Genomic DNA, 23,465 nt, shown 5'->3' with positions numbered 1-23,465 from the left:
TATTGTTTTGTTCCTGGTTTTGTGTTTTTGATCCTAATGGCGGCAAACGTAAAACGACAAACGCTGTAGTCTCATACCTCGCCATCGTTCTCATATCATTTACTATCTCGAGCCTTAACTGACCAACTTATCAACTTCCATAACTTGTCAATTGATCAACCTGCCACCTTCCTGCTGCCCGCTTCCTGAACAAGCAATGCCGCTGGTTTATAACGGTCATCAACACGGCTTAATTCAGTTAACAGTTCAGCAATGCGTGACAATCCTATTTTTTCGCTCCACTCAAACGGGCCATACGGATAACTGGTACCGAGTTTCATGGCAATATCGATCTCTTCGCGGGTGCTTACCTTACTTTCCAGTGTATAATATGCTTCATTGATAATGGCAGCCAGTACCCGTGCGGTGATCATACCCGGAATATCGGGCGCCAGGATATATTTCCATTGCAGCTGATCAAAAATTTCCTTTATGGTCGCTTCGGTCACTGTGGCTGGCATCGCTATCTCAGTTACCGGCCGCTGCAGCATACCCGGCCAGGCATTGATGCGAACCACATCAGCACCGATACTTTTTGTTGACCAGCTGACGGCATTCACGAGTACCGGTTTGGGCTGCAGCCTTTTCAAATGCTGCGTTCTTTCGGCATCCATTTCAAACAGCAGGTCCATATATACATCGGCTTCCACCACAGTCAGGGACCGCATGGAATCGACCCATACCACGTTTACTGACTCCGGCAATTTCCGGGTTAGTATTTCCTGTTTTAATACGTCATCGGCTAAAATGGCCACTGTCATGGGCTTCTGAATTTATCCGCAAAGAAAACCTATTATCGTGAATGGTGAATGGGCAAAGGGGAATAACCGTTGCCTTTTTGCCTTTCCTTGTCTATTGTCTATTGCTTATTGTCAATTGCCTATTGCCTATTGATTTATCTTTGGCGCATGCAAAAAACCATAATCACTACCAATCAGGCGCCAGCACCTATTGGCCCTTATAGCCAGGCAGTACAGGCCGGCAATCTGTTATTTATTTCCGGACAGGTTCCCATCAACCCTGCTACAGGCACGGTGGAGGCCACGGATGTTGCCGGTGAAACCGAGCAGGTTATGAAAAATCTGAACGCAGTATTGACCCAGGCCGGCTATGATTTCAGTCATGTAGTTAAAACCACCATTTTCCTAAGCGATATGTCGCTCTTCAACGCCGTTAACGAAGTGTATGGAAAATACTTTACGGGCAATTACCCGGCCCGCGAAACCGTTGCGGTAAAAGGACTGCCCCGAAATGTGAATGTTGAAATAAGTATGATCGCTGCGAAATAACCGTTTTGCCCCCAGATATACAAATGAGTCAAAGGGGGGAAGCAACCCGTTTGACTCATTTGATATGAGTTTATTTCAATCCATTTACAGGTACAACGATACGATCAGCTTAGGTAATCCAACGGCCACGCCAACGCCATATAACAGGTCGAGCCAGCAAAAATGACCCACTGCACCCAGGTGAATTAACCCCACTACCGGGAAGCCTATCAATTCACGAACAGATTGGTGTCGTTTTCTTTTAATGCCTGCCGGACCCGAGAGCCCCCCAAATAAAAAATCCGGGACGCTTTTTACCAGGCATCCCCGGACCTGTATTTTCACTCGTTACTTATTAACCGGTTAACTTGTAACCGGCTTTAGCACCCCCAGCTCCTTCCCTATCCTGGCAAAGGCAGCAATGGCTTTATCAAGATGGTGCTGTTCATGGGCAGCGCTCAATTGCACCCTGATGCGGGCCTGTCCCTTGGCTACCACAGGATAAAAGAAGCCGATAACATAAATGCCCTCATCCAGCAGGCGGGCAGCAAAGTTCTGGGCTACAACCGCATCATACAGCATGATGGGCACTATGGGGTGATCACCCGGCTTGATGTCAAAACCGGCTTCGGTCATTTTATTGCGGAAATAGCGGGTATTATATTCGAGCTTATCGCGCAGTTCGGTGGTTTCGCTCAACAGGTCGAGCACCGCAATAGAAGCGCCTACAATGCCGGGCGCCAGGGTATTTGAGAACAAATAGGGCCGCGACCGCTGGCGTAACATATCAATCACTTCTTTACGGCCGCTGGTAAAACCACCAGAAGCACCACCGAGGGCCTTGCCCAGGGTTCCGGTAATGATATCTATCTTACCCATTACCCCGCGGTATTCATGCGTTCCGCGCCCTGTCTTACCTAAAAAGCCGCTGGAATGGCTTTCATCGATCATGATAGCGGCATCGTATTTTTCAGCCAGCGCAACAATGGCATCCAGCTGGGCAATGGTGCCATCCATACTGAATGAACCGTCTGTAACGATAATGCGGCTGCGGGCCGATTGAGACTCTTTCAGTTTCTCCTCCAGGTCGGCCATATTATTATGCTTATAACGGAACCGCTGGGCCTTACATAAACGCACCCCATCGATAATGGAGGCATGGTTCAACTCATCGGAAATAATAGCATCCTGTTCATTATACAAAGGTTCAAACACCCCGCCATTGGCGTCAAAAGCAGCTACATACAGGATCGTGTCTTCAGTACCCAAAAAGGCAGAGATCTTTTCTTCCAGTTCTTTATGAATATCCTGGGTACCGCAAATGAAGCGTACACTGCTCATGCCGTAGCCCCGGAAGTCGACATATTTTTTGGCAGCTTCAATTACTTTAGGATGCGATGAAAGGCCCAGGTAATTATTGGCGCAGAAATTAAGTACCTTTTTGCCATTCACCGTGATCTCGGCGCCCTGCGGCGATTCGATGATCCGCTCTATTTTATATAAACCGGCAGCTTTGATCTCAGCCAGCTCAGTGGCCAGGCGTTTTACTAGTTTTTCGTTCATGGAGCATGTAGTTTTTTGTATTGGCACAAATGTAATAATAGTCAATGTGATGTGATAATGATAATGTTTTTAACCGCTTCATCCGGTGATTTTCCCCGCCCGTCCGTATTTTTTTCAGCCCATTACCACTCCCTGTTTAAACAGCAAGAGCATAACCTGTTCAGATCGTATTACTTAATTTTCGCATTTGCTAAAAATCAAATACGACCACCTGTCAATTCTAACTTTTTATTTAAAAAACTGTAACAAATTCCCAATAACTTCGTCTTATAATACAAAACGATACGTTATGTGGAAGAAAAACTTTATCCGTTCAACCCTAATACTATTGGTGGCTTTGGCTGGTATATTCGTTTTCGCCACAACCCATACTTCAAAGAAGCCGGTTAACCGCGACTGTTTGCCTTCAACCAAAGAATGCTGTAACAGTAACAACAATCAGTTCCAGAGCGATTTCATTATCTGGGAATCCCTCAGCCGGGCAATAGCGGCAAACGCCCAATTCTAACATTATGACAAACAAAATTTCTCTATAAAGAGGTCATTTCATGGCCTCTTTTTATTTTTATTGAAATTCATTGTAACATTTTTGCCCGTGGTTCGTACCACTACCGTACAAACAGTATAACAGACAGGTTCTGCTTATGACCGAAAAAGAATATAATCAATGCGTAGCTGAGTATGCGGACAACGTGTACCGGTTCATCCTTAAAAACCTTCGTCATGAAGAGGATGCCCGGGATGTTGTTCAGGCGGCATTTGAAAAAATGTGGCGGAACAGATCGGATGTAGAAAATGCCAAATGCAAAAGTTACCTGTTCACGGTTGCTTATAACCAAATGATAGACCATCTGCGTAAAGCCAAACGGGTTCATTTACGCGATGAATTCAAAGAGGAAGCACAGGTGTATGATAAACCGGTGTACAACACCCGTAAGGTCCTGGAAGAAGCATTGAGCCGGTTAAACGAAACGCAACGCGCGCTGGTCTTGCTGAAGGATTATGAAGGATATTCCTATGAAGAGATCGGACAAATTACCGGCCTCAATGAAAGCCAGGTAAAAGTGTATCTTCACCGGGCACGAATTCAATTAAAGAACTATCTGGTAAAACCTGAAAATGTCATTTAACTGTTATTATATCAGAACAGATGATTTTGCGGCCTATGGCGGCGGCCAGGGAGAAGTTATCACCCGTGATAACTATGAGAGCTGGTTTGTGATGTATGTAGATGATGAATTGAGTGCAGCTGATCGCCAGGCGGTAGATTACTTCGTGCAACAAAACCCCGATCTTGAAGAAGAGCTGGTCATGTTGCAACAGTCGGTCTTACGGTCAGATGAACATATCGTCTTCGACCAGAAAGAAATGCTGTTCAGGCATTCGGCCGCCCAGGGATTCGTGAATGAGGCGAATTGTGAAGAATTCTTTGTGCTGTATGGCGATGATGAGTTAACAAATGAAGAAAAAGACCTTGTAGAACAGTTCGTATACAAACATCCGCAGTACCAGGCAGAATTTGAATTGATACAACAGGTGAAGCTGGTGCCCGATAAAACGCTCAGTTTCCCCGATAAAACCTATTTATACCGGTCAGAAGAAGAGGATTCAAAAGTAGTGGCCATTCCCTGGTGGCGGATCTCCGCAGCAGCCATTGCCTTCCTGATCATTGGCAGCCTGGCCTGGTACATTTCTATCAAGAACAACGGCGTTGAAATTGCTGGCAGGGAAAAGGAAACAAAACCATCGGGGCATGTAACTACGCCGCTTAAAGGGAATCTACAACAGGATACAAATTCGGATGCAACGCCGAATGCTTTGAATAACAACCCCGTTGAAGTTGAAAAAGAAGTTGATCCTGCTGCCATGGCCAATAAGCGCCCGGAAGAACATATAGCCATACCAAAGCCGGTCGTAAAAAAAATTACGGAGCGCAGTAACATTCAGCAACCATCATACGTAAAACAGGAAAGCACACAGCAACCGGTGAAGGATCCTGAAAATATCGATATCGCCTTAAAGGCAAAACCGGTTGATGTAGCTGTTGACAACACGGATGAGCAGCCGGTAATCAAAAGCACAGTTATTAAAAGAACGATCAGTGAACCATTAGCAGTTAATTCCCTTTCTGAAAAAGCTGTTGAAGAAACTGATCAGTCACCAACGTATGTTTTGAATACGTCGATAAATAAAACACCGCTGCGCGGTTTCTTCCGAAAAGTATCACGGGTAGTTGACAAGGTTACCAACCCCGATGATGATGGCAGAGGCGGCATACGCATTGCCAACCTTGAAATAGCAGTAAAATAATACCAGTAAATAGTTAAAAAAACCAAGATGAAACAGGTAATTATACTCCTGATAGGGATTAGTATGTCCTTGACCGGCCTGGCCCAAACCGATTCCACGAAAACGGAAAGCGATACCATTCGCGTAGGCGGCATGATCATCATCAAAAAACGCGATCGCGATAAAAACAACGACAATGAAACGAAAACGAACCACCGCAAAAAACCTTCCCGTTTAAGCACCAACTGGTGGATCGTTGATATCGGTTTCGCCAATTATAATGATCAAACCGATTATAAAAGTGCCGAAATGCAAAACGCCGTTGATGGTTTTGCCCCGGGACTCGATAAAGATGATTTTAAATTACGAACCGGCAAATCAGTGAACGTGAACATCTGGGCATTCATGCAAAAGCTGAATGTAATAAAAGGGGTCGTGAACCTTAAATACGGATTGGGTATTGAGCTGAATAACTACCGCTTTCGCGAACCGATCCTTTTCTCGACCAATCCAACGCGGGTAACCTATGACCTTTCGCGCAGTTATGAGAAAAATAAACTGGCCGCCGATTATGTCACCGTTCCCCTGATGCTGAACTTTAATTTTACGCCACACCGCAAAAGAGGATTTGGCCTGAGTGTGGGCGCCAGTGGTGGTTACCTGTATTCGAGCCGCCAGAAAACCATTACCAACACAGATGGCAAGCATAAAGAACGTGATGACTTTGATCTACGTCCGTGGAAACTCTCCTACATTGGGGAACTGAACCTGGGCCCGGTAAAATTATACGGATCATACGCCGCCAAAAGTATGTTTGAAAGAGGCCCCGATCAACGACCTTATAATCTCGGATTACGCTTAAGCAACTGGTAGCAGTATTGAGTATACATAGCCATGAATGTAAACCGGTAGTAAAAGCTACCGGTTTATTTATTTTGTGATTGTTTAACGCTTATATACGATCAACTGATTTTCAATGGCATTTTTTTTGCGATCTCATCTGTGAGCAAAAAATTGTTAAAGCCAATTCCCCAAAAAAATAATTCAGGGCCGGCAACGTTTTCCTTTGTGGACTATTCCATTATCCACATTGGAAGATCAATACAATTTTTGTTCATAATTTTAAACCCATTAATCACTTGCTTGGTCTTTACGCTTAAAACCAGGTTTACTTATGAAATTGAAGTGGCTCTTTGCAGGCCTTATAATCTTTTCTGTAACAGGATTGGCGGCCTTTAAAACCATCGAACGTAGGGTAGTTAAGAAGAATTTATTCCGAACGAAGCCTGTAGGCGATGTGTATGTAGTTGTAGATAAATCTGATTATGAACTGCAGGTATTTGATGCAGAAGGATGGTATGCTACTTATCCCGTTGTATTTGGCAGCAAGGACCTCTCTGATAAACTTATGGAAGGGGATCGCCGCACCCCGGAAGGCAGCTTCAGGATCATCTACAAGAAACCTCACCACAAATGGCATAAAATGCTGATGCTCGACTTTCCCACCCAGGAAAGCTGGAGCAAATTCAAGGAACGTAAAGCAAAAGGTTTAATACCAAGAAACGCCAAAATCGGTGGCGGCATTGCTATCCACGGCACCTGGCCTAATGATAACCTGGTGGTTGATGATTATACCAACTGGACCAACGGCTGTGTATCAGTAAAAAATGAAGACCTCGATGAGCTGGATGAACTTTTACCGGTTGGTTCCCGGGTCATCATTAAACGTTGAACCACTTCACCGATATCTATTTCACATTTGCCGGTATAAGGTGACAATAAGTGAAACCGGCAAAGGAATTTTACGTATCCTAAGATAGTACTATTACTGACTTCTGCTGTATTTTTCAGACCGCAGCAACGTTCAGGCATCTTTAATTGTCTTGTTAATATTTATTAACAGGCATTCACCAACCTGTTTACAATTTGAAGCGTATATTGCATGAACATAAATCCCGCTTTTTGTGGGAGCTTCCCGCATGTCGGGATTCAAACTTGTGAGACAAAACAATCCATACAAGTACATTGGCTTCAGAAAACGGTCAATGTATCCGTCTCTATGAAGACCCCACAATCTCCAGCCAGTGGGGTTTTCTCTTTTAATCTCAAACATATTGCTACTATAAAAGAACAACCGTGCCACGGTCCCGAAACGCCTGTCTGCCTGTACAGACAATCTAAAGGAACATGGCACGGTTAACGCTTTTAAGTATAGCTTACCAGGTCTTGTTAATAGCCGGCGTTCTGATAAAGATTGAAATTCTTATCCATTATATACTGCGGCAACGGCAACCGGCTGTGATGCTCTCTGAATCCATTAGTGAACAAAACATCCATCGCTGCACTCCATTTCACCAGTTTGGCAAAACGTTGTCCTTCCCGGTACATTTCATTCTTCCATGTCAGGCGCACGGTATCCATGGCCTCGCTATTATTCGCAAACGTTACTGCCGACCCTCCGCGGCGGGTACGCAACAGGTTTATATTGGTAGCATCAGGCTGGCCCAGATATACCCGCGCCTCTGCATTTATCAGCAATACTTCCGCATAGCGGGCTACCGGGTTAAAATTCCTAACACCATCTTCAGTAAAAAAAGTATTGTAAACCGAGGCGATACCCGTTTTCATATTCCAGATGATCTCTGCATTATCAGCATTCACAAAAATTTCGTTTGCAGGCACCAGTGAATAAGTGGCGGCTGCGATCAGCTCATCAGTCAATTGTTTTGCCCTGCCAAAATCACCCTGCGCCATAGCAATACGCGCCAGTAACAGTTTGCAGGCATTGCCATTAATTCGGAAATGATCGGCGCCTGTGAACCTGTTCGGCAAAATACCCATCACTTCAGTAAGATCATTCTTAATGAACTGCCAGGTTTCGGTCAATGCCGTACGCGGCAGGTTCTGATCGGTAATGGTTGTTTGTAAAGGCAATGCTCCATAGTAGGTGGCCAACTCGAAATAAACAAAGGCGCGTAATCCTTTTGCCTGGGCAATCAGGTTATTCGCCTCAGCCGCAGGCAGGTTCAGCGCGGGTACATGTAAGATGAGTCTGTTCAGGTTACTGATATAACCATAACCAGATTGCCATAAGCTGGTTGTATAAGTGTTGGTGGGATAGATAAGAAAATTATCGAGGCTGCAAAAACTGCTCATTGTGCTGCACTCGGCATCATCACTCAACATGCCATCCATTAAAGTTTGCAGTTGATGCCAGTTACCTATCTGGGTATACAAATTGTCAAGGAATTGTTGGGCATTGGCCTTGTCGGTGAAAGGCGCTGCCAGGTGATTCAATGTATAACCTATCAAAGACGTAACCTGAACAGTGCTGTTGCTGGTGACCACCACTTCAAATGGAATAGCGGTTCTGTCATCTCCGCTGATGATGCCATCACCGTTGGTATCCTGGAAAATGAAATCGCCCGGGGCCGTATTAGGTATATGAGGCAGGCTGCTTACCTGAGCAGCGTTTTGAAAAATACCTAACGGTTTGAAAGCAACCGGCGATCCATTAATAAAAGCAGGTTCGCAATAGTTATACTTATCATCTTTTTTCACGATCAGGTAATAGGTACCGGCCGTTAACCCGTTAAAAGTTATTTTACCGCCCGCATTTGTTTTACCGGTAAAAACAGGTTGATCGTTGATGTAAGCATCGCGGCTAAAGTAGAGGGCAACATCGGCATCCGCCACTGTTTTGCCCAGGGTATCAGTAGCTGACCACAGGGTTCCATCCCTTACGGTGATCTCTGCAGCGCCAGGCTTTTTACAAAGCACATCAGAAATAGTATAAATGATGTGTTTACCGCTATCTACATTATTACTTGCTATTTCAATACCATTGATCATTACCTTATCGCCATCGATGGTAACCACCAGTTGTTTTCCGCTCAAAGTAGTGAGCTTTTTACCTTGCGTAAGATCAACCAGTTTAATAATGCCTTTAACTATATGATCTTTTATTTCGGTTTCTGTCAAACCATTAGCCGCAACGCGGGCATTGGGATCATATTTCGTTATCGCCCCATTGGTGGGCGCAAATACAGTCAGGCCGTTACTCACTTCAGCGTCGGTAAAGGGAACTTCCTTTAAAGAAGCACCAAATACATTGAGGCTGCCTGACTGAGATAAATAATCCTGTAATGCCTTCACCTCGGCATTAACCGGTGGAGCTTCGTCTCCGTTCTTATCTTTTTTTGAACAGGCCAACGCCAGCGTGAGTATAGCGCATAACGCAAGGAGCTGATTTCTTAGCATAGGTTCGAATTATTATGATTGGTTTTTGATTGTATGTGTATATGTGCTGATGGAATGCGGAAATAAGTGGAGGGTCTTGGTGTGTGGCAAAAGTATAACATGGGTTCAGCACCTGCAATACTGTAAAAGGGTATTTTATCCTGAATTAGTCACAGATCAGGATAAACAGAAAAAGATTTTGGCTGAAAAAATAATAAGCTCATCCCAACGCAGGCGGGATGAGCTTATTAAATATTATAAAATATTATAACCGGTTACAGTCTTCCTTTGGCAATTTCATCAACAACGCCCGGATCGAGCAAGGTAGTGGTATCACCCAGTTTATCGAGCTCACCTTCCGCGATCTTTCGTAAGATCCTGCGCATGATCTTGCCGCTTCGGGTTTTTGGCAGGCCACTGACGAATTGAATTTTATCGGGTTTGGCGATTGCGCCAATGATGCGTGAAACCGTTTGGGTGATATCCTGACGGGCCAGCGCTTCATCGCCATGCGCTCCCTGGTAGATCACAAATGCATAAATACCCTGCCCTTTGATGTCGTGCGGATATCCTACTACAGCACTTTCCACCACACCTGCATGCATATTGATGGCATTCTCCACTTCAGCTGTACCAATGCGGTGGCCGCTTACATTCAATACGTCATCAACCCGGCCGGTTATACGATAATCACCCACTTCGTCGCGCAGGCAACCATCACCGGTAAAGTATAAATTCTCGTACGTAGCAAAATAGTTCAGGCGGCAACGTTCATGATCGCCGTAAGTAGTGCGCAGCATGCCCGGCCAGGGAAATTTGATGCACAGGTTACCACTTACCGAATTACCGGTTATTTCTTTGCCATTCTCATCTACCAGGATCGGTTGAATGCCCGGTAGAGGCAGGGTGGCATGAGCCGGCTTGGCCGGCGTTACACCCGCTAAATTGGAAATGAGGATACCACCTGTTTCAGTTTGCCACCAGGTATCTACAATCGGACATTTTTTCTTTCCGATATGTTCATCGTACCAATGCCATGCTTCTTCATTGATGGGCTCTCCCACCGTTCCCAGTACTTTCAATGAGTCGAGGCTGTGACCTTTCACAGGATCGAGGCCAAAACCCATCAGCGACCGGATGGCTGTTGGCGCAGTATACAATACATTGACCTTGTATTTATCTACGATATCCCAGAACCGGCCTGCATTGGGCCAGGTAGGAATGCCTTCAAACATCAGGGAGGTGGCGCCGGCACTTAACGGACCATATACAATATAACTGTGACCGGTTATCCAGCCAATATCAGCTGTACAAAAATGCACATCGCCCGGCTGATACTGGAACACGTTCACAAAACTATAATTGGTATACACCATATAGCCGCCGCAGGTATGCACCACCCCTTTGGGTTTACCTGTTGAGCCGGAAGTGTATAAGATAAAGAGCATGTCCTCTGCATCCATTTCTTCTGCTGTACAATCAGGATTACCCTGGGTTTCAACGATCCTGATCTCATCTTCCCACCACACATCGCGGCCCTTGATCATAGATACCGGCGTGCGCGTTCTGGTCAATACGATCACCCGTTTTACAAACGGGCATTGTACAAGAGCATCATCGATCACAGATTTCAGCGGTATTTCTTTATTACCCCTGAAAGCGCCGTCGCAGGTAATTACAAACCCGGCTTTCGCATCCTGCAGCCGGTCAGCAATACTTTGCGCGCTAAAACCGCCAAAGACGACGGAATGTATAGCACCGATCCGGGCACAGGCGAGCACGGCAATAGCCAGTTCGGGTACCATACCCATATATATACAAACGCGGTCGCCTTTTTTTACGCCGTTGTTCTTAAGAACGTTGGCAAACTGGCAAACCTTGGCGTGCAGATCGCGATACGTTAAAACGCGGTGATGTTCTTCAGGATCGTTCGACTCCCATATAATGGCAGGCGTATTGCCTAATTTTTCCAGGTGACGATCGAGGCAGTTCTCAGTAATGTTCAGTTTGCCACCGGCAAACCATTTAATTGTTGGCGTTTTAAAATCCCACTCAAGTACTTTATCCCATTTTTTTCTCCAATGAAAGGTAGAGGCTACAGCGTCCCAGAACGCTTCCGGCTCATTAACGCTTTTTTCGTACGCGGCTTTGTATTGGTCTGCTGATTTTATCTGGTAAGGATATGACATAACAATCAGTTTAAATCCCTTTTAAATTTTGGGCCGTTAAAATACGAATAAAAAGGCACAAGGTGCAAGTACCAGGGCATAAGATGATAAACTTTGTGCACTAAACCTCATGTGCCTTATATCTTGTATTGTGAGCCTTGAGCCTTGTGCTTAATCACGCATTCGTTTGCGCAATCAATACCTGATCCTGAAACTTGTGTCTTGCGTCTTGAAAGTTGTGCCTTATATTTATAGCTTAAACAACGAGAAAACCGCTTCCCATATATGACGAAAGCTTCGAGCTCCAAAACTATCTGGCAGGTCATTGCTGCCTCTTCAGTAGGAACCTTAATTGAATGGTACGATTTTTACATTTTCGGTAGCCTGGCCACTGTTATCGCAAGCCAGTTCTTTCCAAAGACAAATCCCACAGCCGCACTGCTTTCAACATTGGCCACCTTCGCAGCAGGCTTTATTGTTCGCCCCTTTGGTGCATTGGTATTTGGCCGTTTAGGCGACCTGATCGGTAGGAAATATACTTTTCTGCTGACACTGATCCTCATGGGTGGTTCTACATTCGCCATTGGCCTTGTACCAGGGTATGCCACCATTGGCTTTGCGGCACCGCTGCTGGTATTGTTGCTTCGCCTGCTGCAGGGGCTTGCCCTCGGCGGCGAATATGGCGGTGCAGCTACTTATGTTGCAGAGCATGCACCGGCCAACAAACGCGGTTACTATACCAGCTGGATCCAAACCACCGCTACGCTGGGCTTATTTCTTTCGTTGGGTGTGATCCTGATCACCCGGCATTACCTGGCGGCAGACCTCAACACTTCCATTCAACGCTTTAACGACTGGGGATGGCGCATTCCTTTCTGGGTATCCATACTGCTGGTAGGCGTATCGATATACATTCGTTTACGGATGAACGAATCGCCGCTGTTCGCCAAATTAAAAACAGAAGGCAGGGTGTCGACCAACCCGCTTAAAGAAAGTTTTGGCAATAAAACGAATCTGAAAATGGTGCTGCTGGCGCTGTTCGGCGCGACCATGGGCCAGGGAGTAGTGTGGTACACCGGGCAGTTCTATGCGCAGTCTTTCCTCGAGAATGTTTGCAATATTGATTTCGATCAGTCGCGTACCATTCTTATCTGGGGCATTTTACTGGCTACTCCATTCTTTGTGGTCTTCGGCGGGTGGAGTGATAAAATAGGCCGTAAATGGATCATGCTGGTGGGTATGCTGCTGGCTATTTGTACCTATCAGCCCATTTTCAAACAATTCGTGGCATTAACCGAGCCAACCGGAAGAACCGAACTGGCGAGTCATAGAAAATTACTGGAAGAGAAAACGATCGTTAGCGAAAAGAACCCGGCCGATTCTATTCGCCTGGTAACTTCCGAAGTGCATTACAGCGACGGTGCTGTATTTAAAGAAATAAAAGCAGATACCCTTTTTGCCAATACGGCCCTGGCCGGGGCGGCCCATAGTTCCATCAAGTATAAGGACAAAAAACTGGATACCGGCAGTTACCGCAAACTGGTGGCGCTGATATTCGTATTGATACTATATGTGACGATGGTATATGGCCCCATCGCCGCCTTCCTGGTGGAGCTTTTCCCGACCCGCATCCGGTACACCTCCATGTCGCTTCCATACCATATCGGCAACGGTGTGTTCGGGGGATTGACCCCTTTTATCGCCACGCTGCTCACCACTATTTATGTGACTGACAAATTATCAGGATTGTGGTATACCATTATTGTGGCTGCCGTATGTTTATTTATCGGCGCTATTTACATTTCTAACCGCATCGATCCCGATGTTAACGATTAAATAATATTAAAAAGAACAACATGAATCAGTTAAAAAGATGGCTGGGAATTGTGTGGATCATCCTTGGCCCGGTTACTATATATTACCTCATAAAAACGGCTGCTGAAGAAATAGCTAAAAAACCTGTTTTAGATACTAAAATTCAATGGGCTGTATTTATCATCATATTTATCCCCATCGCCATTGGCCTGGTTATTTTCGGCTATTATGCGCTTAAGGGCGAATATGATCACCTGCCGGAAAACTCTAAAGAAATTTAAAGGAAATTAATAGTCAACAATATTTGATCCTGCTTGTAAAACATTTCGTCCGGGCGTTTTTTTATATAGTTTGCGTGTAGATATATAAGCGGTTTTGATTATTGGTTTTAATTGCCTAATTTTTGTGGCCTTTACTGGCAATTGTTAATAAAATTTAACGTTTGTCACCTGAAGCCTGAAACCTTATTTTTGCATCGTTACTCATAATCATGGATAAAGCAATACAAAAAGAATATACTGTATCTGTTGCGAAAAAGATCGTGGCCATTGCCATGATGCTTTTGCTGCTCTGGATCACCGGTATAAACTTTTTGTATATGTCGAAAGAGATGAGTAAAGTACCCATTACCTGTATTAATGGAGGTTGTGACGAAGAGACCGAGGGAGGGTGCAATACTAATCCTGCCGGTCCTGATGAAAAGTCGCCCGATGCGCCCTTAACTTTCTCAGAAGAATATTTGCATCCATATCACACTCCGGTAAATCCGGACTGGATCAACTGGCTATACGAACATAAAGTTCACGAAGCTGAAAAACTCTGCATTTATCATCCGGAATCCTTTTCACCTCCTCCGGAAGCCTGACATTTTCCCCATTCTGATCAGTCATTTTTATTCTTCCTGCCATGCGGGAATACGATTGCTTTGTTGATATGAAATGTACATCTGGCTAAAAAAGCATTTGTTTCCAGGTGCATCCTTGAATTCAACCGGGTATCTTATTGTCAAACCGGGCAAGCCATGTGCTTCTCATAAAAACGTTTTTAATATGGTTAAAAAAGTAAAACAATACGCAGGCGCGTTAGGAAAAGATTTGCCTTCGTCGATAGTAGTATTTCTGGTAGCGCTCCCCCTCTGTTTGGGTATAGCATTGGCATCGGGGGCTCCGTTGTTCTCTGGCATTATTGCCGGTATGGTGGGCGGTATTGTTATCGGTTCTCTAAGTGGATCGCAATTAAGTGTGAGCGGACCAGCAGCCGGTTTAACAGCTATTGTAATTGTAGCCATTGGTAAACTGCAGGTGTTCGAAGCATTCCTGCTGGCCGTTGTGCTGGGCGGCGTATTCCAGATCATTTTAGGTATAATTAAAGCCGGTATTCTCGGTGATTATATTCCTTCCAGTGTAATTAAAGGGATGCTGGCAGCCATTGGGTTGATCCTGATCCTGAAACAATTTCCCCACCTGGTGGGTTACGATGCTGATTACGTAGGTGATGAAAGCTTTCAGCAGGCCGATGGCGGCAACACCTTCAGCAGTTTGTTTGGCGCTTTTAGTCATTTGATACCAGCCGCTCTCATCATTGGCGTCGTTTCGCTGGTGATCATGGTTGTTTGGGAAAAATATGTTGCTCCCAAAGCCAGGATCCTGCAACTTATGCCCGCTCCGTTGATCGTGGTAGTGGTAGCAGTTATCATCAATGAAACCTTAAGGTCTTCAGCCCCCGATATGGTGATCAAAGACTCCCACCTGGTGAAAATTCCGGTGGCTGATTCTGTACAGGGATTCCTGTCGTTCTTTACATTCCCTGATTTCAGCCATATAACGAATCCGGTGGTGTGGACTACAGCATTAACCCTTGCCATTGTAGCCAGTCTGGAAACCTTATTGAATATTGAAGCGGCTGATGACCTGGATCCTTATCAACGCGTTACTCCTACCAACCGCGAATTAATGGCCCAGGGCGCTGGTAATATGGTGTCAGGTTTTATTGGCGGTTTACCACTTACCTCAGTGGTGGTGCGTACATCGGCCAATATCAATGCCGGGGCAAAAACCAAAATGTCTACCATTTTCCATGGTTTTTTCCTGCTGGGTTCTGTAGCCTTTATCCCATCCCTGCTCAACCTTATACCGTTGTCGGCACTGGCTGCCATCCTGATCTATACAGGTTTCAAGCTGGCTAAGCCTTCGCTGTTCATAAGCTTTTATAAAAAAGGCTGGGATGTGTTCTTACCCTTTGCCATTACCATAGCAGCTATCCTGCTCACCGACCTGCTGAAAGGTATTTTAGTAGGCTGCGTGGTAGGTATGTTCTTTGTTATTCGCAGTAACTTTAAATCGGCCGTTCTGGTGGTAAATGACGCCAACAGGTATTTGTTCCGTTTACGTAAGGATGTATCCTTTTTAAATAAACCCATCATTAAGAACAGGCTCGAAAAAGTACCTGAAAATTCCTCAGTGCTCATCGATGCAACCAGGGCCGATTTCATTGACAGGGACATCATCGAGGTTATTGAAGACTTCTTAAAACACGCCCCGTTGAAAGGCATTTCGGTAGAATTAAGAAAAAGTAATCACAAGGATCAGGGTTTTGCAGCCAACGGTACTAACATTGTAGCGCATGCGAAACCGGTGATTGCAGAAAAAGAAATGGCCGAAGTGTAATACAGACGCCGGTGCCATCGCGGGCCGATCGCGAAAACCGACCCCATTAAAAAAAGGTTGTTTAATTTTATTAAGTCTAAAAGATCGATCATGCAATCATACGAAAAGTTATTATTGGAGAATAAAGCCTGGGCATCAGAGAAGGTCAGCGAAGACCCTGAGTATTTCAAGCGGTTAGCCGACATTCAAACACCTGAGTTTTTATGGATCGGTTGTAGCGACAGCCGCGTACCGGCCAATGAAATTACAGGTACACAACCAGGCGAGATCTTTGTTCATCGCAATGTTGCCAATATGGTGGTGAACACCGATGTGAATTTGCTGAGCGTGCTCGACTATGCCGTAAATCACCTGAAAATAAAACACGTGATCGTTTGCGGCCATTACGGTTGTGGCGGCGTTAAAGCAGCTACCACCCAGAGCGATTTCAAACCAGTGCTGAACATGTGGCTGCGGAATATCAAGGATGTATACCGCCTGCACCGCGAAGAACTGGACTCCATTAAAGATACCGAAAAACGTACCGACAGACTTGTAGAACTGAATGTTCGGGAGCAGGTAAATAACCTGGCCAAAACATCCATCATTCAACGTGCCTGGAAACAAAATAACCAGCCAGACCTGCACGGTTGGGTGTACGGGTTAAAAGACGGCATTATTAAACCGGTATTTGAAATGAAGGCCGGCACTCATATTGATCCGTTGTATGAGTTCGACAATTTATTATGATCGTACTCATCTTTAATTACGATAACGCAGAAGTCCTTCCAACCCGGGAGGGCTTTTGTTTTATACGATCTTCTTCATTTGCTGACCTTGCAATGCGCCGGGCATAGCCACATCCTGGTGCACCGGCTTTTTTACCAACCGCAAAAGCACCATGAGCACAAAAATGCCGATCGCCGATAACACCGCCGGCATAAAACCCAACAACGGCACTGCTACTGCCGTATAGATCATCAATGCAATATGGTAGGGATTCCTGCTACCGATCACTTCCCTGATCTCCTTTCTTTTTATCATGCCATTCGCTACGTAAAACAGTATACCGCCTATACATGCCATGGGTACCTGCTCGAGGTAAGTGGCTAAAAACGCCGCCATTAATAATTTGAAAGCAAATTTGGCAATACCCGCCAAAGGCGACACCGCCCCCACTTTAATATTTACGGCCGTTCTTGCCAATGCACCTGTATGCGGAAATCCATTGAATAAGGGTGTTACAATATTTACCATGCCCTGGCCCCATAACTCTTTATTGGGGTTGAATGGTATGCCCTTGTTATTGGCCAGCCTGTCGGCCATGCGGGAACATAATAAACTCTCAATAGCTGCCACAATAAAGACGGCCAGCACATAATACACCAGGTCGAATATGACCTGTGCCGTTATAGCCGGCAGCTGCGGTGTGGTGAACACTAAAAAATCAGTAGGTATGGCCCCGTATTTATCTTTGATGAGGATAAGACCATTGTCCTTCCATAAAGTGCCGCCCATCAGCCAGCCAATGCCCAAAGCGATCAGCGGCGCCGGAACAAAAGCCGAGAACTTTATTAACGTTTTACATATTGCAAACGTAAACGCCGCCAGCGCAAAAGCATACCAGTTGGCAGTGGGCATATGGGCAATCGTTCTTTCGACCTGCTGCAACAGGCCATATCCCATTCTTTCTTTAAACCCGAATATTTCGCCCAGCTGTGAAAATGCAATTACAATGGAAATACCAATAGTAAAACCAACGACAATCGAATGCGGCACCAACGCCACTATACGGCCAAATTTTACAACGCCGCAGATCATCAGTAAAGCGCCTGCCAGAATGGATACCAGCACCAGGAAACTGTGATTATACGTAGCCATTAGCCCGCCAATAACCGGAATAAAAGCAGCTGTAGGACCATATACCTGGTATTTGGAGCCGCCAAACAAAGCCCCCAACAAACCGGCTACCGCTCCCCCAACGATACCCTGTTCGGGCCGAAGGCCTGAAGCCATGGCAAACCCCATAGCCAGCGGAATGGCAACCATGGCCACGATCAGTCCTGCCGTGAGGTCTTTAACGATGTTCAGTTTTTTGTTTCCTTTTACCAGGTCTTCATATCGACCGTCAAACGGGTTCAAATAAAAAGCGATCCGGCTGAATACACCAGCAGTATTTGGAGCTTCCTGTTTATATACATGGGATGTAAGGTTTGTGGATGGTGAAATGCCCGGGCGGCTGAAACTACGTAAGGGCGGAGATGGAAACGCTTTCTCAGACGTCATGGACTGGCGCCACTCCCAATTATAATGCTTCATAATAACAGTAATTTATTATTGCAGTGAAACAATTGATGAAGAAAAAACAGCGTATGTTCACTTACAATTCGGGAGGCTGGTCAATAAGCGCGCAATGTCCTTTGAGGCAAAGGCCCGATTTATGAAAGTATTTTATCTGGCTGGATATGAAATTTAACAGGAAAGGACAATCGTAGCTATGGGGATGTTTATCAAATTTGTTTTTCTTGAACTCTTTCTCCGATTTGTTGTCTTCTTCCGATTCAGGTTCTTCACACACCATAAAAGTGGCCACCTCAGTTAGATCAGATAACTGAATCAGATTACTGTAACCAGCAAAGAGCAGTAACGCAGCTATGACTAATAAATATCGCATTTGAGTAAGTATTACTCAATACGGATTCAATGAAGCCCTTTATCATGCTCTTTTTAAATATAAACAAGAAAGCTCAATGCGTAACCCATTGTGTAAGAAATAACCTGTAATTAGTTCAACAGCTTATACATGCGAAAAACGTAAATTACATACGGAAAGGACTTCAGCCCATCCGCATATAACAAATTATTCATGTCGACGCTGCCAGTAAAAAATACGATTGCATCCTGCCTGCATGCCTTGCTCTTCATTTACCTGCTGGCCTGCCAGCAACCAGCCGCTAAAAACACCCATGTAGTAGCCAACGCATCACCGGCTGACAGCAGCTGGATGATGCTGCCTTTTGTAAAGATCGATTCAGTAAATCCCGTCCTTGAACCCGGCACGGGAACATTTATTTGTCCTGTACGCAAACAGCCTGTCAGGTGGGAAGAAAAAGATGTGTTCAATCCGGCCGCCATTGTAAAAGACGGGAAAGTCTTCCTGCTGTACCGGGCAGAGGATCTTATTGGAAAACATGCCGGCACTTCACGTATCGGATTGGCCGAAAGCACCGACGGATTGCATTTCACGCGGTTTGCCCGGCCGGTTCTTTTTCCGGCCCCGGATGAACAGAAAAAATATGAATGGGAAGGTGGTTGTGAAGATCCACGGGTCGTGCAGGACAGCAGCGGTACATATATTATGACCTACACCGCGTACGATGGAAAAACAGCCCGTCTTATGGTTGCTTCTTCAAAAGATCTGAAGCAATGGACCAAACACGGACCTGCATTTGCGAAAGCGTTTAATGGCAAATACCTCAATATTTGGTCAAAGTCGGGCGCCATTGTTTCAAAATATGAAAACGGAAATATCATTGCATGCAAGATCAATGGTAAATACTGGATGTACTGGGGCGATGTAAATATTTGGGCGGCAACATCCGACGATCTCATTAACTGGGCGCCCGTATTATCTGCTCCGGGTGAAAAACCGGCCATTACCCTGCGCCATTATGCCAAAGACATACCCGAAATAAAAACCGTGTTCGGCCCAAGGCCCAAAAAATTTGATAGCGACCTGGTAGAACCCGGTCCGCCGGCGATGCTGACAGACAAAGGCATCCTGCTGTTATACAACAGCAGGAACATTCCAGCCATTGGCGACAGCAGCTTACCGGAAGGCACGTATACAGCATCACAGATCCTGATGAATAAAAATGATCCTACGCAGGTTTTACAACGAATGGATAACTGGTTCATTCAACCTGAGAAATCATACGAAGTAACAGGGCAGGTAAACAGGGTTTGTTTTATTGAAGGCCTGGTATTCTTCAAAAACAAATGGCTGTTGTATTATGGCACGGCCGACTCCAAAATAGCCGTTTGCCGATTAGCCAATTAGCTAATGTGCGTTATATTTGTATCCATCTGGTTCCAATACCGGGTTTAGCACATTAATTATGTCAATTGAAGTAAAAAATCTCACCAAAATATATGGTGAGCAAAAAGCGATCGATAACATAACCTTTACCGTAAACAAAGGCGAGATCGTTGGCTTTTTGGGCCCCAATGGCGCCGGTAAATCCACTACTATGAAGATCATCACTGGCTATCTGCAGCCAGATGAAGGCGAAGCCGTTGTATCGGGTATCCCGGTAAAACAACAACCGCTCAACGCCAAAGCCACCATAGGTTATTTGCCTGAAGCCAATCCCCTGTATTACGATCAGTACGTACGTGAATACCTCGATTTTGTGGCTGACGTGCACAAACTGCCCGCCAAAACTAAAAAAGAGCGTATTGAAGCCGTGATCCAGACCGTGGGGTTGAGCCTGGAAAGTAAAAAGAAGATCGGCCAGCTGTCGAAAGGTTACAAACAGCGTGTAGGACTGGCAGCTGCCCTCATACACGACCCCGGAGTTTTGATCCTGGATGAACCTACTACCGGTTTAGATCCCAACCAGATCATCGAGATACGGGAAGTGATAAAAACGCTGGGGCAGAATAAAACGGTGCTCTTTTCTTCGCACATCTTACAGGAAGTAGAAGCCATTTGCGACCGCGTGATCATTATTAACCGCGGCAGGCTGGTGGCCAATGATAAATTAAGCAACCTGCGCCAGCAGGTCGACAGCAATAACCTGCTGCGGGTAACTTTTAAAGAACCACTGGAGGCCGCCTGGCTCGAAAGATTGAGTAGCGTACAATCTGCCAACAAGATCAGCACACACGAATGGGAACTGGTTTGCCGTGACGCCACCGAAGCCAAACGGCAGTTGCTGGAGCTGGCTTTGCAGCACAATCTCAATATCGTTTCATTGCAATCGGGCGGACAAAGCCTGGAGGATGTATTCCGAAGTTTAACAGGTAAAAATTTTGATTAACAGGCATTTTATGTAACTGTTGTTACTGTTCGAACCGGTTTCGCCTACTCCACTAAAAATAAGGCTGCGATAAGAATATTCTAACGCAAACTTTGTTTCTTTGCACGTCCTTCGAGCCTTCGACCGCCAACAAGTGGAAACAGGTTCTGCTCAGGAACTTAACTGAAAAACCGAGCATTTAAATTCAAAAAACTAATACCAATCATGAGTTACATTGCAGACATTCATGCACGCCAGATCTTAGACAGTCGCGGCAATCCCACTGTGGAAGTAGATGTAGTTACCGATAACGGATTCTTGGGAAGAGCAGCCGTTCCCAGCGGCGCTTCTACCGGTAAACACGAAGCGGTTGAGCTGCGCGACGGTGATAAAAAGACCTACATGGGAAAAGGCGTTTTACAGGCAGTAAAAAATGTAAACGAAGTGATCGCCGACCAACTGATTGGTATTGAAGTAGTAAAACAAGCGTACATCGACGATCTGCTGATCAAGATCGACGGCACCGAAAACAAAGCCAAACTGGGCGCCAATGCTACCCTGGCTGTATCTATGGCCGTAGCCAAAGCCGCTGCTGAAGAAAGCAACCTGCCTTTGTACCGCTACCTGGGCGGCGTGAATGCCACGGTATTACCCATGCCCCTGATGAACATCCTGAACGGTGGCGTACATGCCGATAACAAAATTGATTTCCAGGAATTTATGATAGTTCCCATTGGTGCTCCTTCTTTCAGTGAAGGCTTGCGCTGGGGCGTTGAAATATTCCACCATCTGAAATCCATTCTGAAAAAGAAAGGCTACAGCACCAACGTAGGTGATGAAGGTGGTTATGCGCCTGATATCCAAAGCAATGAAGAAGCTATTGAAACCGTATTGCAGGCCATCGAAGCTGCCGGTTACAAAGCAGGCGAACAAATTGGCATTGCCATGGATGCCGCCAGCACCGAAATGTTCGACGAAGCGAAGAAAACATACAAATTCTATAAGAGCTCAGGCAAAACCATCAGCAGCGATGAAATGGTAGCCTATTGGGCAGACTGGGTGAAGAAATACCCCATCGTTTCTATCGAAGATGGGATGGCCGAAGACGATTGGGATGGCTGGAAAAAGCTGACCGAATCAGTTGGCAGCAAATGCCAGCTCGTAGGCGACGACCTGTTCGTAACCAACGTAAAACGCCTGCAGGATGGTATCAACAAAGGAATCGGGAACAGCATCCTTATTAAGGTGAACCAGATCGGAACCGTGACCGAGACCATCAATGCCGTTCAACTGGCCCAAACCAATGGCTACACCTCTATCATGAGCCACCGCAGCGGTGAAACCGAAGATACGACCATCGCTGACCTGGCGGTAGCCCTGAACTGCGGACAGATCAAGACCGGTTCTGCCAGCCGTACCGACCGTTTGGCAAAGTACAACCAGTTGATCCGTATCGAAGAAATGCTGGGCGCAAACGCTGTTTATCCTAAAGGAAGAATTAAATTTGGTAAATAAGATGTAGTTGCAGGTTGCAGGTTACAAGTTACAGGGGATCATAGCGTTCCTCTTAGCTTGTAACCTGAGGATCTGTAACCTGTAATGGGTGCCGGATCCTGAACCTTGTAACTTGAAACCTGTAACTTGAAACTCTTCAAAAACATACCCTCCTGGCTTAAGAACAAGTACTTCCTCACCCTGCTGGTGTTTTCAGTATGGTTGTTGTTCTTCGACGACCGTGATATAATCACTACCCACTTCAAGCACCGCCAGGAACTCAGGCAGTTGGAGCATAGCCGGGATTACTACCTGCAGCAGATCGATACCACCAAAAAAGAGCTGGACGATCTGAAGCAGAATGCCGAAATGCTCGAAAAATATGCCCGCGAAAAGTACTGGATGAAGAAGGACAATGAAGATTTGTTCATATTACCTGAATAAGTTGTTTTGGCGCCTGCTATTGTATCATTCACCGGCTTTTTTTATCTTTCCACCGAATTAGCTCTCTCCCATCCAATTTCCTGCACAATAAGAGAAACCTAATATCGTTTTATTACACGGACGGACTCCGAAATTGACTCTTTCGGAAATTTAAAGGACATAAATGGTTTGCCTATGACTATTCTCTTTACACCGGAGGACCTTTTACGCTATTTGTACAAAGAAACCTCGCCGGCAATGAATGCCGCTATTGAAGCCGCATTGGAGGAAGACTGGACGCTTCGCGAAAAATTAGAAGTATTAAAAGCCTCTGCCCGTAACCTGGATAAGATCGTAGAATCTCCCAGAACAGAAGTTATTATGAACGTTTTGCAATACGCCCGTGAATCGGCAATTGCAACTGCTTAAAGCTTCCGGCAGAGCCCGTGGCCGCAATAATGTAATAATCATTGGGCTACATTAATCCACTCCCTTAATTTC

The 23,465-nt window shown here is 45.5% G+C and carries 23 protein-coding genes; 16 read left to right on the top strand and 7 right to left on the bottom strand.

All coding sequences use genetic code 11. From position 1 onward, the window contains the following. Nucleotides 1-155: 155 nt before the first annotated feature. A complete protein-coding gene (locus tag JUB15_RS06655) occupies nt 156-800 on the bottom strand; it encodes a 3-hydroxyacyl-CoA dehydrogenase family protein (RefSeq protein WP_207511554.1) in 645 nt (214 codons plus the stop codon). A 147-nt stretch (nt 801-947) separates the two neighbouring features. Between JUB15_RS06655 and JUB15_RS06650 the strand changes: the two genes are divergently transcribed. Beyond that, nucleotides 948-1,328 (top strand): RidA family protein, encoded by a 381-nt coding sequence (locus tag JUB15_RS06650; protein WP_207511553.1) that lies wholly within the window; start codon nt 948-950, stop codon nt 1,326-1,328. Between the two features lie 84 nt (nt 1,329-1,412). Here the strand turns inward: JUB15_RS06650 and JUB15_RS06645 are convergent, their stop codons facing one another. Then, nucleotides 1,413-1,652, bottom strand: coding sequence for a hypothetical protein (locus JUB15_RS06645; RefSeq protein ID WP_207511551.1), 240 nt, complete (start codon nt 1,650-1,652; stop codon nt 1,413-1,415). 18 nt (nt 1,653-1,670) lie between these two features. After that, the gene (gene kbl / locus JUB15_RS06640) at nt 1,671-2,870 is read right to left on the bottom strand and encodes a glycine C-acetyltransferase (protein WP_207511549.1); all 1,200 of its coding nucleotides are present in this window, start codon (nt 2,868-2,870) and stop codon (nt 1,671-1,673) included. Nucleotides 2,871-3,159: 289 nt separating this feature from the next. Here kbl and JUB15_RS06635 point away from each other — a divergent pair, with 289 nt between their 5' ends. The 5 genes from JUB15_RS06635 (at nt 3,160) to JUB15_RS06615 (ending at nt 6,891) form a co-directional block, all read left to right on the top strand. Then, on the top strand, nt 3,160-3,378 hold the full coding sequence (locus tag JUB15_RS06635; RefSeq protein WP_207511547.1) for a hypothetical protein: 219 nt from the start codon (nt 3,160-3,162) through the stop codon (nt 3,376-3,378). A 136-nt stretch (nt 3,379-3,514) separates the two neighbouring features. Further along, complete coding sequence (locus JUB15_RS06630; RefSeq protein WP_207511545.1) at nt 3,515-4,000, top strand: RNA polymerase sigma factor; 486 nt, start codon at nt 3,515-3,517, stop codon at nt 3,998-4,000. After that, entirely contained in the window at nt 3,990-5,180 is a 1,191-nt protein-coding gene (locus JUB15_RS06625; RefSeq protein WP_207511544.1) for an anti-sigma factor, read from the top strand. Before JUB15_RS06630 ends, JUB15_RS06625 begins: the two co-directional genes overlap by 11 nt. A 27-nt stretch (nt 5,181-5,207) precedes the next feature. Continuing rightward, nucleotides 5,208-6,032, top strand: a complete 825-nt coding sequence (locus JUB15_RS06620; protein ID WP_207511542.1) for an outer membrane beta-barrel protein — start codon at nt 5,208-5,210, stop codon at nt 6,030-6,032. 301 nt (nt 6,033-6,333) lie between these two features. Beyond that, nucleotides 6,334-6,891: a L,D-transpeptidase family protein gene (locus tag JUB15_RS06615; RefSeq protein ID WP_207511540.1), complete on the top strand. Its 558-nt coding sequence runs from the start codon at nt 6,334-6,336 to the stop codon at nt 6,889-6,891. Nucleotides 6,892-7,388: 497 nt separating this feature from the next. On the opposite strand, the gene JUB15_RS06610 is transcribed toward JUB15_RS06615, so the two are convergent. Beyond that, complete coding sequence (locus JUB15_RS06610; protein ID WP_207511539.1) at nt 7,389-9,419, bottom strand: fasciclin domain-containing protein; 2,031 nt, start codon at nt 9,417-9,419, stop codon at nt 7,389-7,391. A gap of 254 nt (nt 9,420-9,673) precedes the next feature. Then, complete coding sequence (acs, locus tag JUB15_RS06605) at nt 9,674-11,587, bottom strand: acetate--CoA ligase (protein ID WP_207511538.1); 1,914 nt, start codon at nt 11,585-11,587, stop codon at nt 9,674-9,676. A 264-nt stretch (nt 11,588-11,851) separates the two neighbouring features. Between acs and JUB15_RS06600 the strand changes: the two genes are divergently transcribed. From JUB15_RS06600 to JUB15_RS06580, 5 genes are all read left to right on the top strand, one after another. Next, complete coding sequence (locus JUB15_RS06600) at nt 11,852-13,402, top strand: MFS transporter (RefSeq protein ID WP_207511537.1); 1,551 nt, start codon at nt 11,852-11,854, stop codon at nt 13,400-13,402. 20 nt (nt 13,403-13,422) lie between these two features. Next, nucleotides 13,423-13,662 (top strand): DUF6814 family protein, encoded by a 240-nt coding sequence (locus JUB15_RS06595; protein ID WP_207511536.1) that lies wholly within the window; start codon nt 13,423-13,425, stop codon nt 13,660-13,662. Nucleotides 13,663-13,871: 209 nt separating this feature from the next. Continuing rightward, a complete protein-coding gene (locus JUB15_RS06590; protein ID WP_207511535.1) occupies nt 13,872-14,246 on the top strand; it encodes a hypothetical protein in 375 nt (124 codons plus the stop codon). Between the two features lie 184 nt (nt 14,247-14,430). Next, nucleotides 14,431-16,047 carry a SulP family inorganic anion transporter gene (locus JUB15_RS06585; protein ID WP_207511534.1) on the top strand — a complete coding sequence of 539 codons (1,617 nt, stop codon included), beginning with the start codon at nt 14,431-14,433 and terminating at the stop codon, nt 16,045-16,047. A 90-nt stretch (nt 16,048-16,137) separates the two neighbouring features. Beyond that, entirely contained in the window at nt 16,138-16,776 is a 639-nt protein-coding gene (locus JUB15_RS06580) for a carbonic anhydrase (protein WP_207511533.1), read from the top strand. 60 nt (nt 16,777-16,836) lie between these two features. Here the strand turns inward: JUB15_RS06580 and JUB15_RS06575 are convergent, their stop codons facing one another. Continuing rightward, the gene (locus JUB15_RS06575; RefSeq protein ID WP_207511532.1) at nt 16,837-18,345 is read right to left on the bottom strand and encodes a SulP family inorganic anion transporter; all 1,509 of its coding nucleotides are present in this window, start codon (nt 18,343-18,345) and stop codon (nt 16,837-16,839) included. A 61-nt stretch (nt 18,346-18,406) separates the two neighbouring features. Continuing rightward, nucleotides 18,407-18,700, bottom strand: coding sequence for a hypothetical protein (locus JUB15_RS06570; protein ID WP_207511531.1), 294 nt, complete (start codon nt 18,698-18,700; stop codon nt 18,407-18,409). 192 nt (nt 18,701-18,892) lie between these two features. Between JUB15_RS06570 and JUB15_RS06565 the strand changes: the two genes are divergently transcribed. The 5 genes from JUB15_RS06565 (at nt 18,893) to JUB15_RS06545 (ending at nt 23,393) form a co-directional block, all read left to right on the top strand. Next, a complete protein-coding gene (locus tag JUB15_RS06565; protein WP_207511530.1) occupies nt 18,893-20,086 on the top strand; it encodes a glycoside hydrolase family 130 protein in 1,194 nt (397 codons plus the stop codon). Between the two features lie 58 nt (nt 20,087-20,144). Next, the gene (gene gldA, locus JUB15_RS06560) at nt 20,145-21,068 is read left to right on the top strand and encodes a gliding motility-associated ABC transporter ATP-binding subunit GldA (protein WP_207511529.1); all 924 of its coding nucleotides are present in this window, start codon (nt 20,145-20,147) and stop codon (nt 21,066-21,068) included. A gap of 204 nt (nt 21,069-21,272) precedes the next feature. Further along, nucleotides 21,273-22,562 carry a phosphopyruvate hydratase gene (eno, locus tag JUB15_RS06555; RefSeq protein ID WP_207511528.1) on the top strand — a complete coding sequence of 430 codons (1,290 nt, stop codon included), beginning with the start codon at nt 21,273-21,275 and terminating at the stop codon, nt 22,560-22,562. A 126-nt stretch (nt 22,563-22,688) separates the two neighbouring features. Next, complete coding sequence (locus JUB15_RS06550) at nt 22,689-22,985, top strand: FtsB family cell division protein (protein ID WP_207511527.1); 297 nt, start codon at nt 22,689-22,691, stop codon at nt 22,983-22,985. A gap of 174 nt (nt 22,986-23,159) precedes the next feature. Further along, nucleotides 23,160-23,393 (top strand): hypothetical protein, encoded by a 234-nt coding sequence (locus JUB15_RS06545; protein ID WP_205508460.1) that lies wholly within the window; start codon nt 23,160-23,162, stop codon nt 23,391-23,393. Nucleotides 23,394-23,465: the final 72 nt, after the last annotated feature.

Origin of the sequence: Longitalea luteola (genome assembly GCF_017356035.1) — a bacterium.
GTDB classification, from domain to species: Bacteria; Bacteroidota; Bacteroidia; order Chitinophagales; family Chitinophagaceae; genus Niastella; species Niastella luteola.
The sequence above is the reverse complement of the archived record's forward strand: the minus strand, read 5'-3'. Positions and strand labels throughout refer to the sequence as shown.

Coding starts and splice junctions, on each gene's coding strand:
- JUB15_RS06655 (WP_207511554.1), bottom strand. CDS start 800: ATGACAGTGGCCATTTTAGCCGATGACGTATTAAAACAGGAAATACTA.
- JUB15_RS06650 (WP_207511553.1), top strand. CDS start 948: ATGCAAAAAACCATAATCACTACCAATCAGGCGCCAGCACCTATTGGC.
- kbl (WP_207511549.1), bottom strand. CDS start 2,870: ATGAACGAAAAACTAGTAAAACGCCTGGCCACTGAGCTGGCTGAGATC.
- JUB15_RS06635 (WP_207511547.1), top strand. CDS start 3,160: ATGTGGAAGAAAAACTTTATCCGTTCAACCCTAATACTATTGGTGGCT.
- JUB15_RS06630 (WP_207511545.1), top strand. CDS start 3,515: ATGACCGAAAAAGAATATAATCAATGCGTAGCTGAGTATGCGGACAAC.
- JUB15_RS06625 (WP_207511544.1), top strand. CDS start 3,990: ATGTCATTTAACTGTTATTATATCAGAACAGATGATTTTGCGGCCTAT.
- JUB15_RS06620 (WP_207511542.1), top strand. CDS start 5,208: ATGAAACAGGTAATTATACTCCTGATAGGGATTAGTATGTCCTTGACC.
- JUB15_RS06615 (WP_207511540.1), top strand. CDS start 6,334: ATGAAATTGAAGTGGCTCTTTGCAGGCCTTATAATCTTTTCTGTAACA.
- JUB15_RS06610 (WP_207511539.1), bottom strand. CDS start 9,419: ATGCTAAGAAATCAGCTCCTTGCGTTATGCGCTATACTCACGCTGGCG.
- acs (WP_207511538.1), bottom strand. CDS start 11,587: ATGTCATATCCTTACCAGATAAAATCAGCAGACCAATACAAAGCCGCG.
- JUB15_RS06600 (WP_207511537.1), top strand. CDS start 11,852: ATGACGAAAGCTTCGAGCTCCAAAACTATCTGGCAGGTCATTGCTGCC.
- JUB15_RS06595 (WP_207511536.1), top strand. CDS start 13,423: ATGAATCAGTTAAAAAGATGGCTGGGAATTGTGTGGATCATCCTTGGC.
- JUB15_RS06590 (WP_207511535.1), top strand. CDS start 13,872: ATGGATAAAGCAATACAAAAAGAATATACTGTATCTGTTGCGAAAAAG.
- JUB15_RS06585 (WP_207511534.1), top strand. CDS start 14,431: ATGGTTAAAAAAGTAAAACAATACGCAGGCGCGTTAGGAAAAGATTTG.
- JUB15_RS06580 (WP_207511533.1), top strand. CDS start 16,138: ATGCAATCATACGAAAAGTTATTATTGGAGAATAAAGCCTGGGCATCA.
- JUB15_RS06575 (WP_207511532.1), bottom strand. CDS start 18,345: ATGAAGCATTATAATTGGGAGTGGCGCCAGTCCATGACGTCTGAGAAA.
- JUB15_RS06570 (WP_207511531.1), bottom strand. CDS start 18,700: ATGCGATATTTATTAGTCATAGCTGCGTTACTGCTCTTTGCTGGTTAC.
- JUB15_RS06565 (WP_207511530.1), top strand. CDS start 18,893: ATGTCGACGCTGCCAGTAAAAAATACGATTGCATCCTGCCTGCATGCC.
- gldA (WP_207511529.1), top strand. CDS start 20,145: ATGTCAATTGAAGTAAAAAATCTCACCAAAATATATGGTGAGCAAAAA.
- eno (WP_207511528.1), top strand. CDS start 21,273: ATGAGTTACATTGCAGACATTCATGCACGCCAGATCTTAGACAGTCGC.
- JUB15_RS06545 (WP_205508460.1), top strand. CDS start 23,160: ATGACTATTCTCTTTACACCGGAGGACCTTTTACGCTATTTGTACAAA.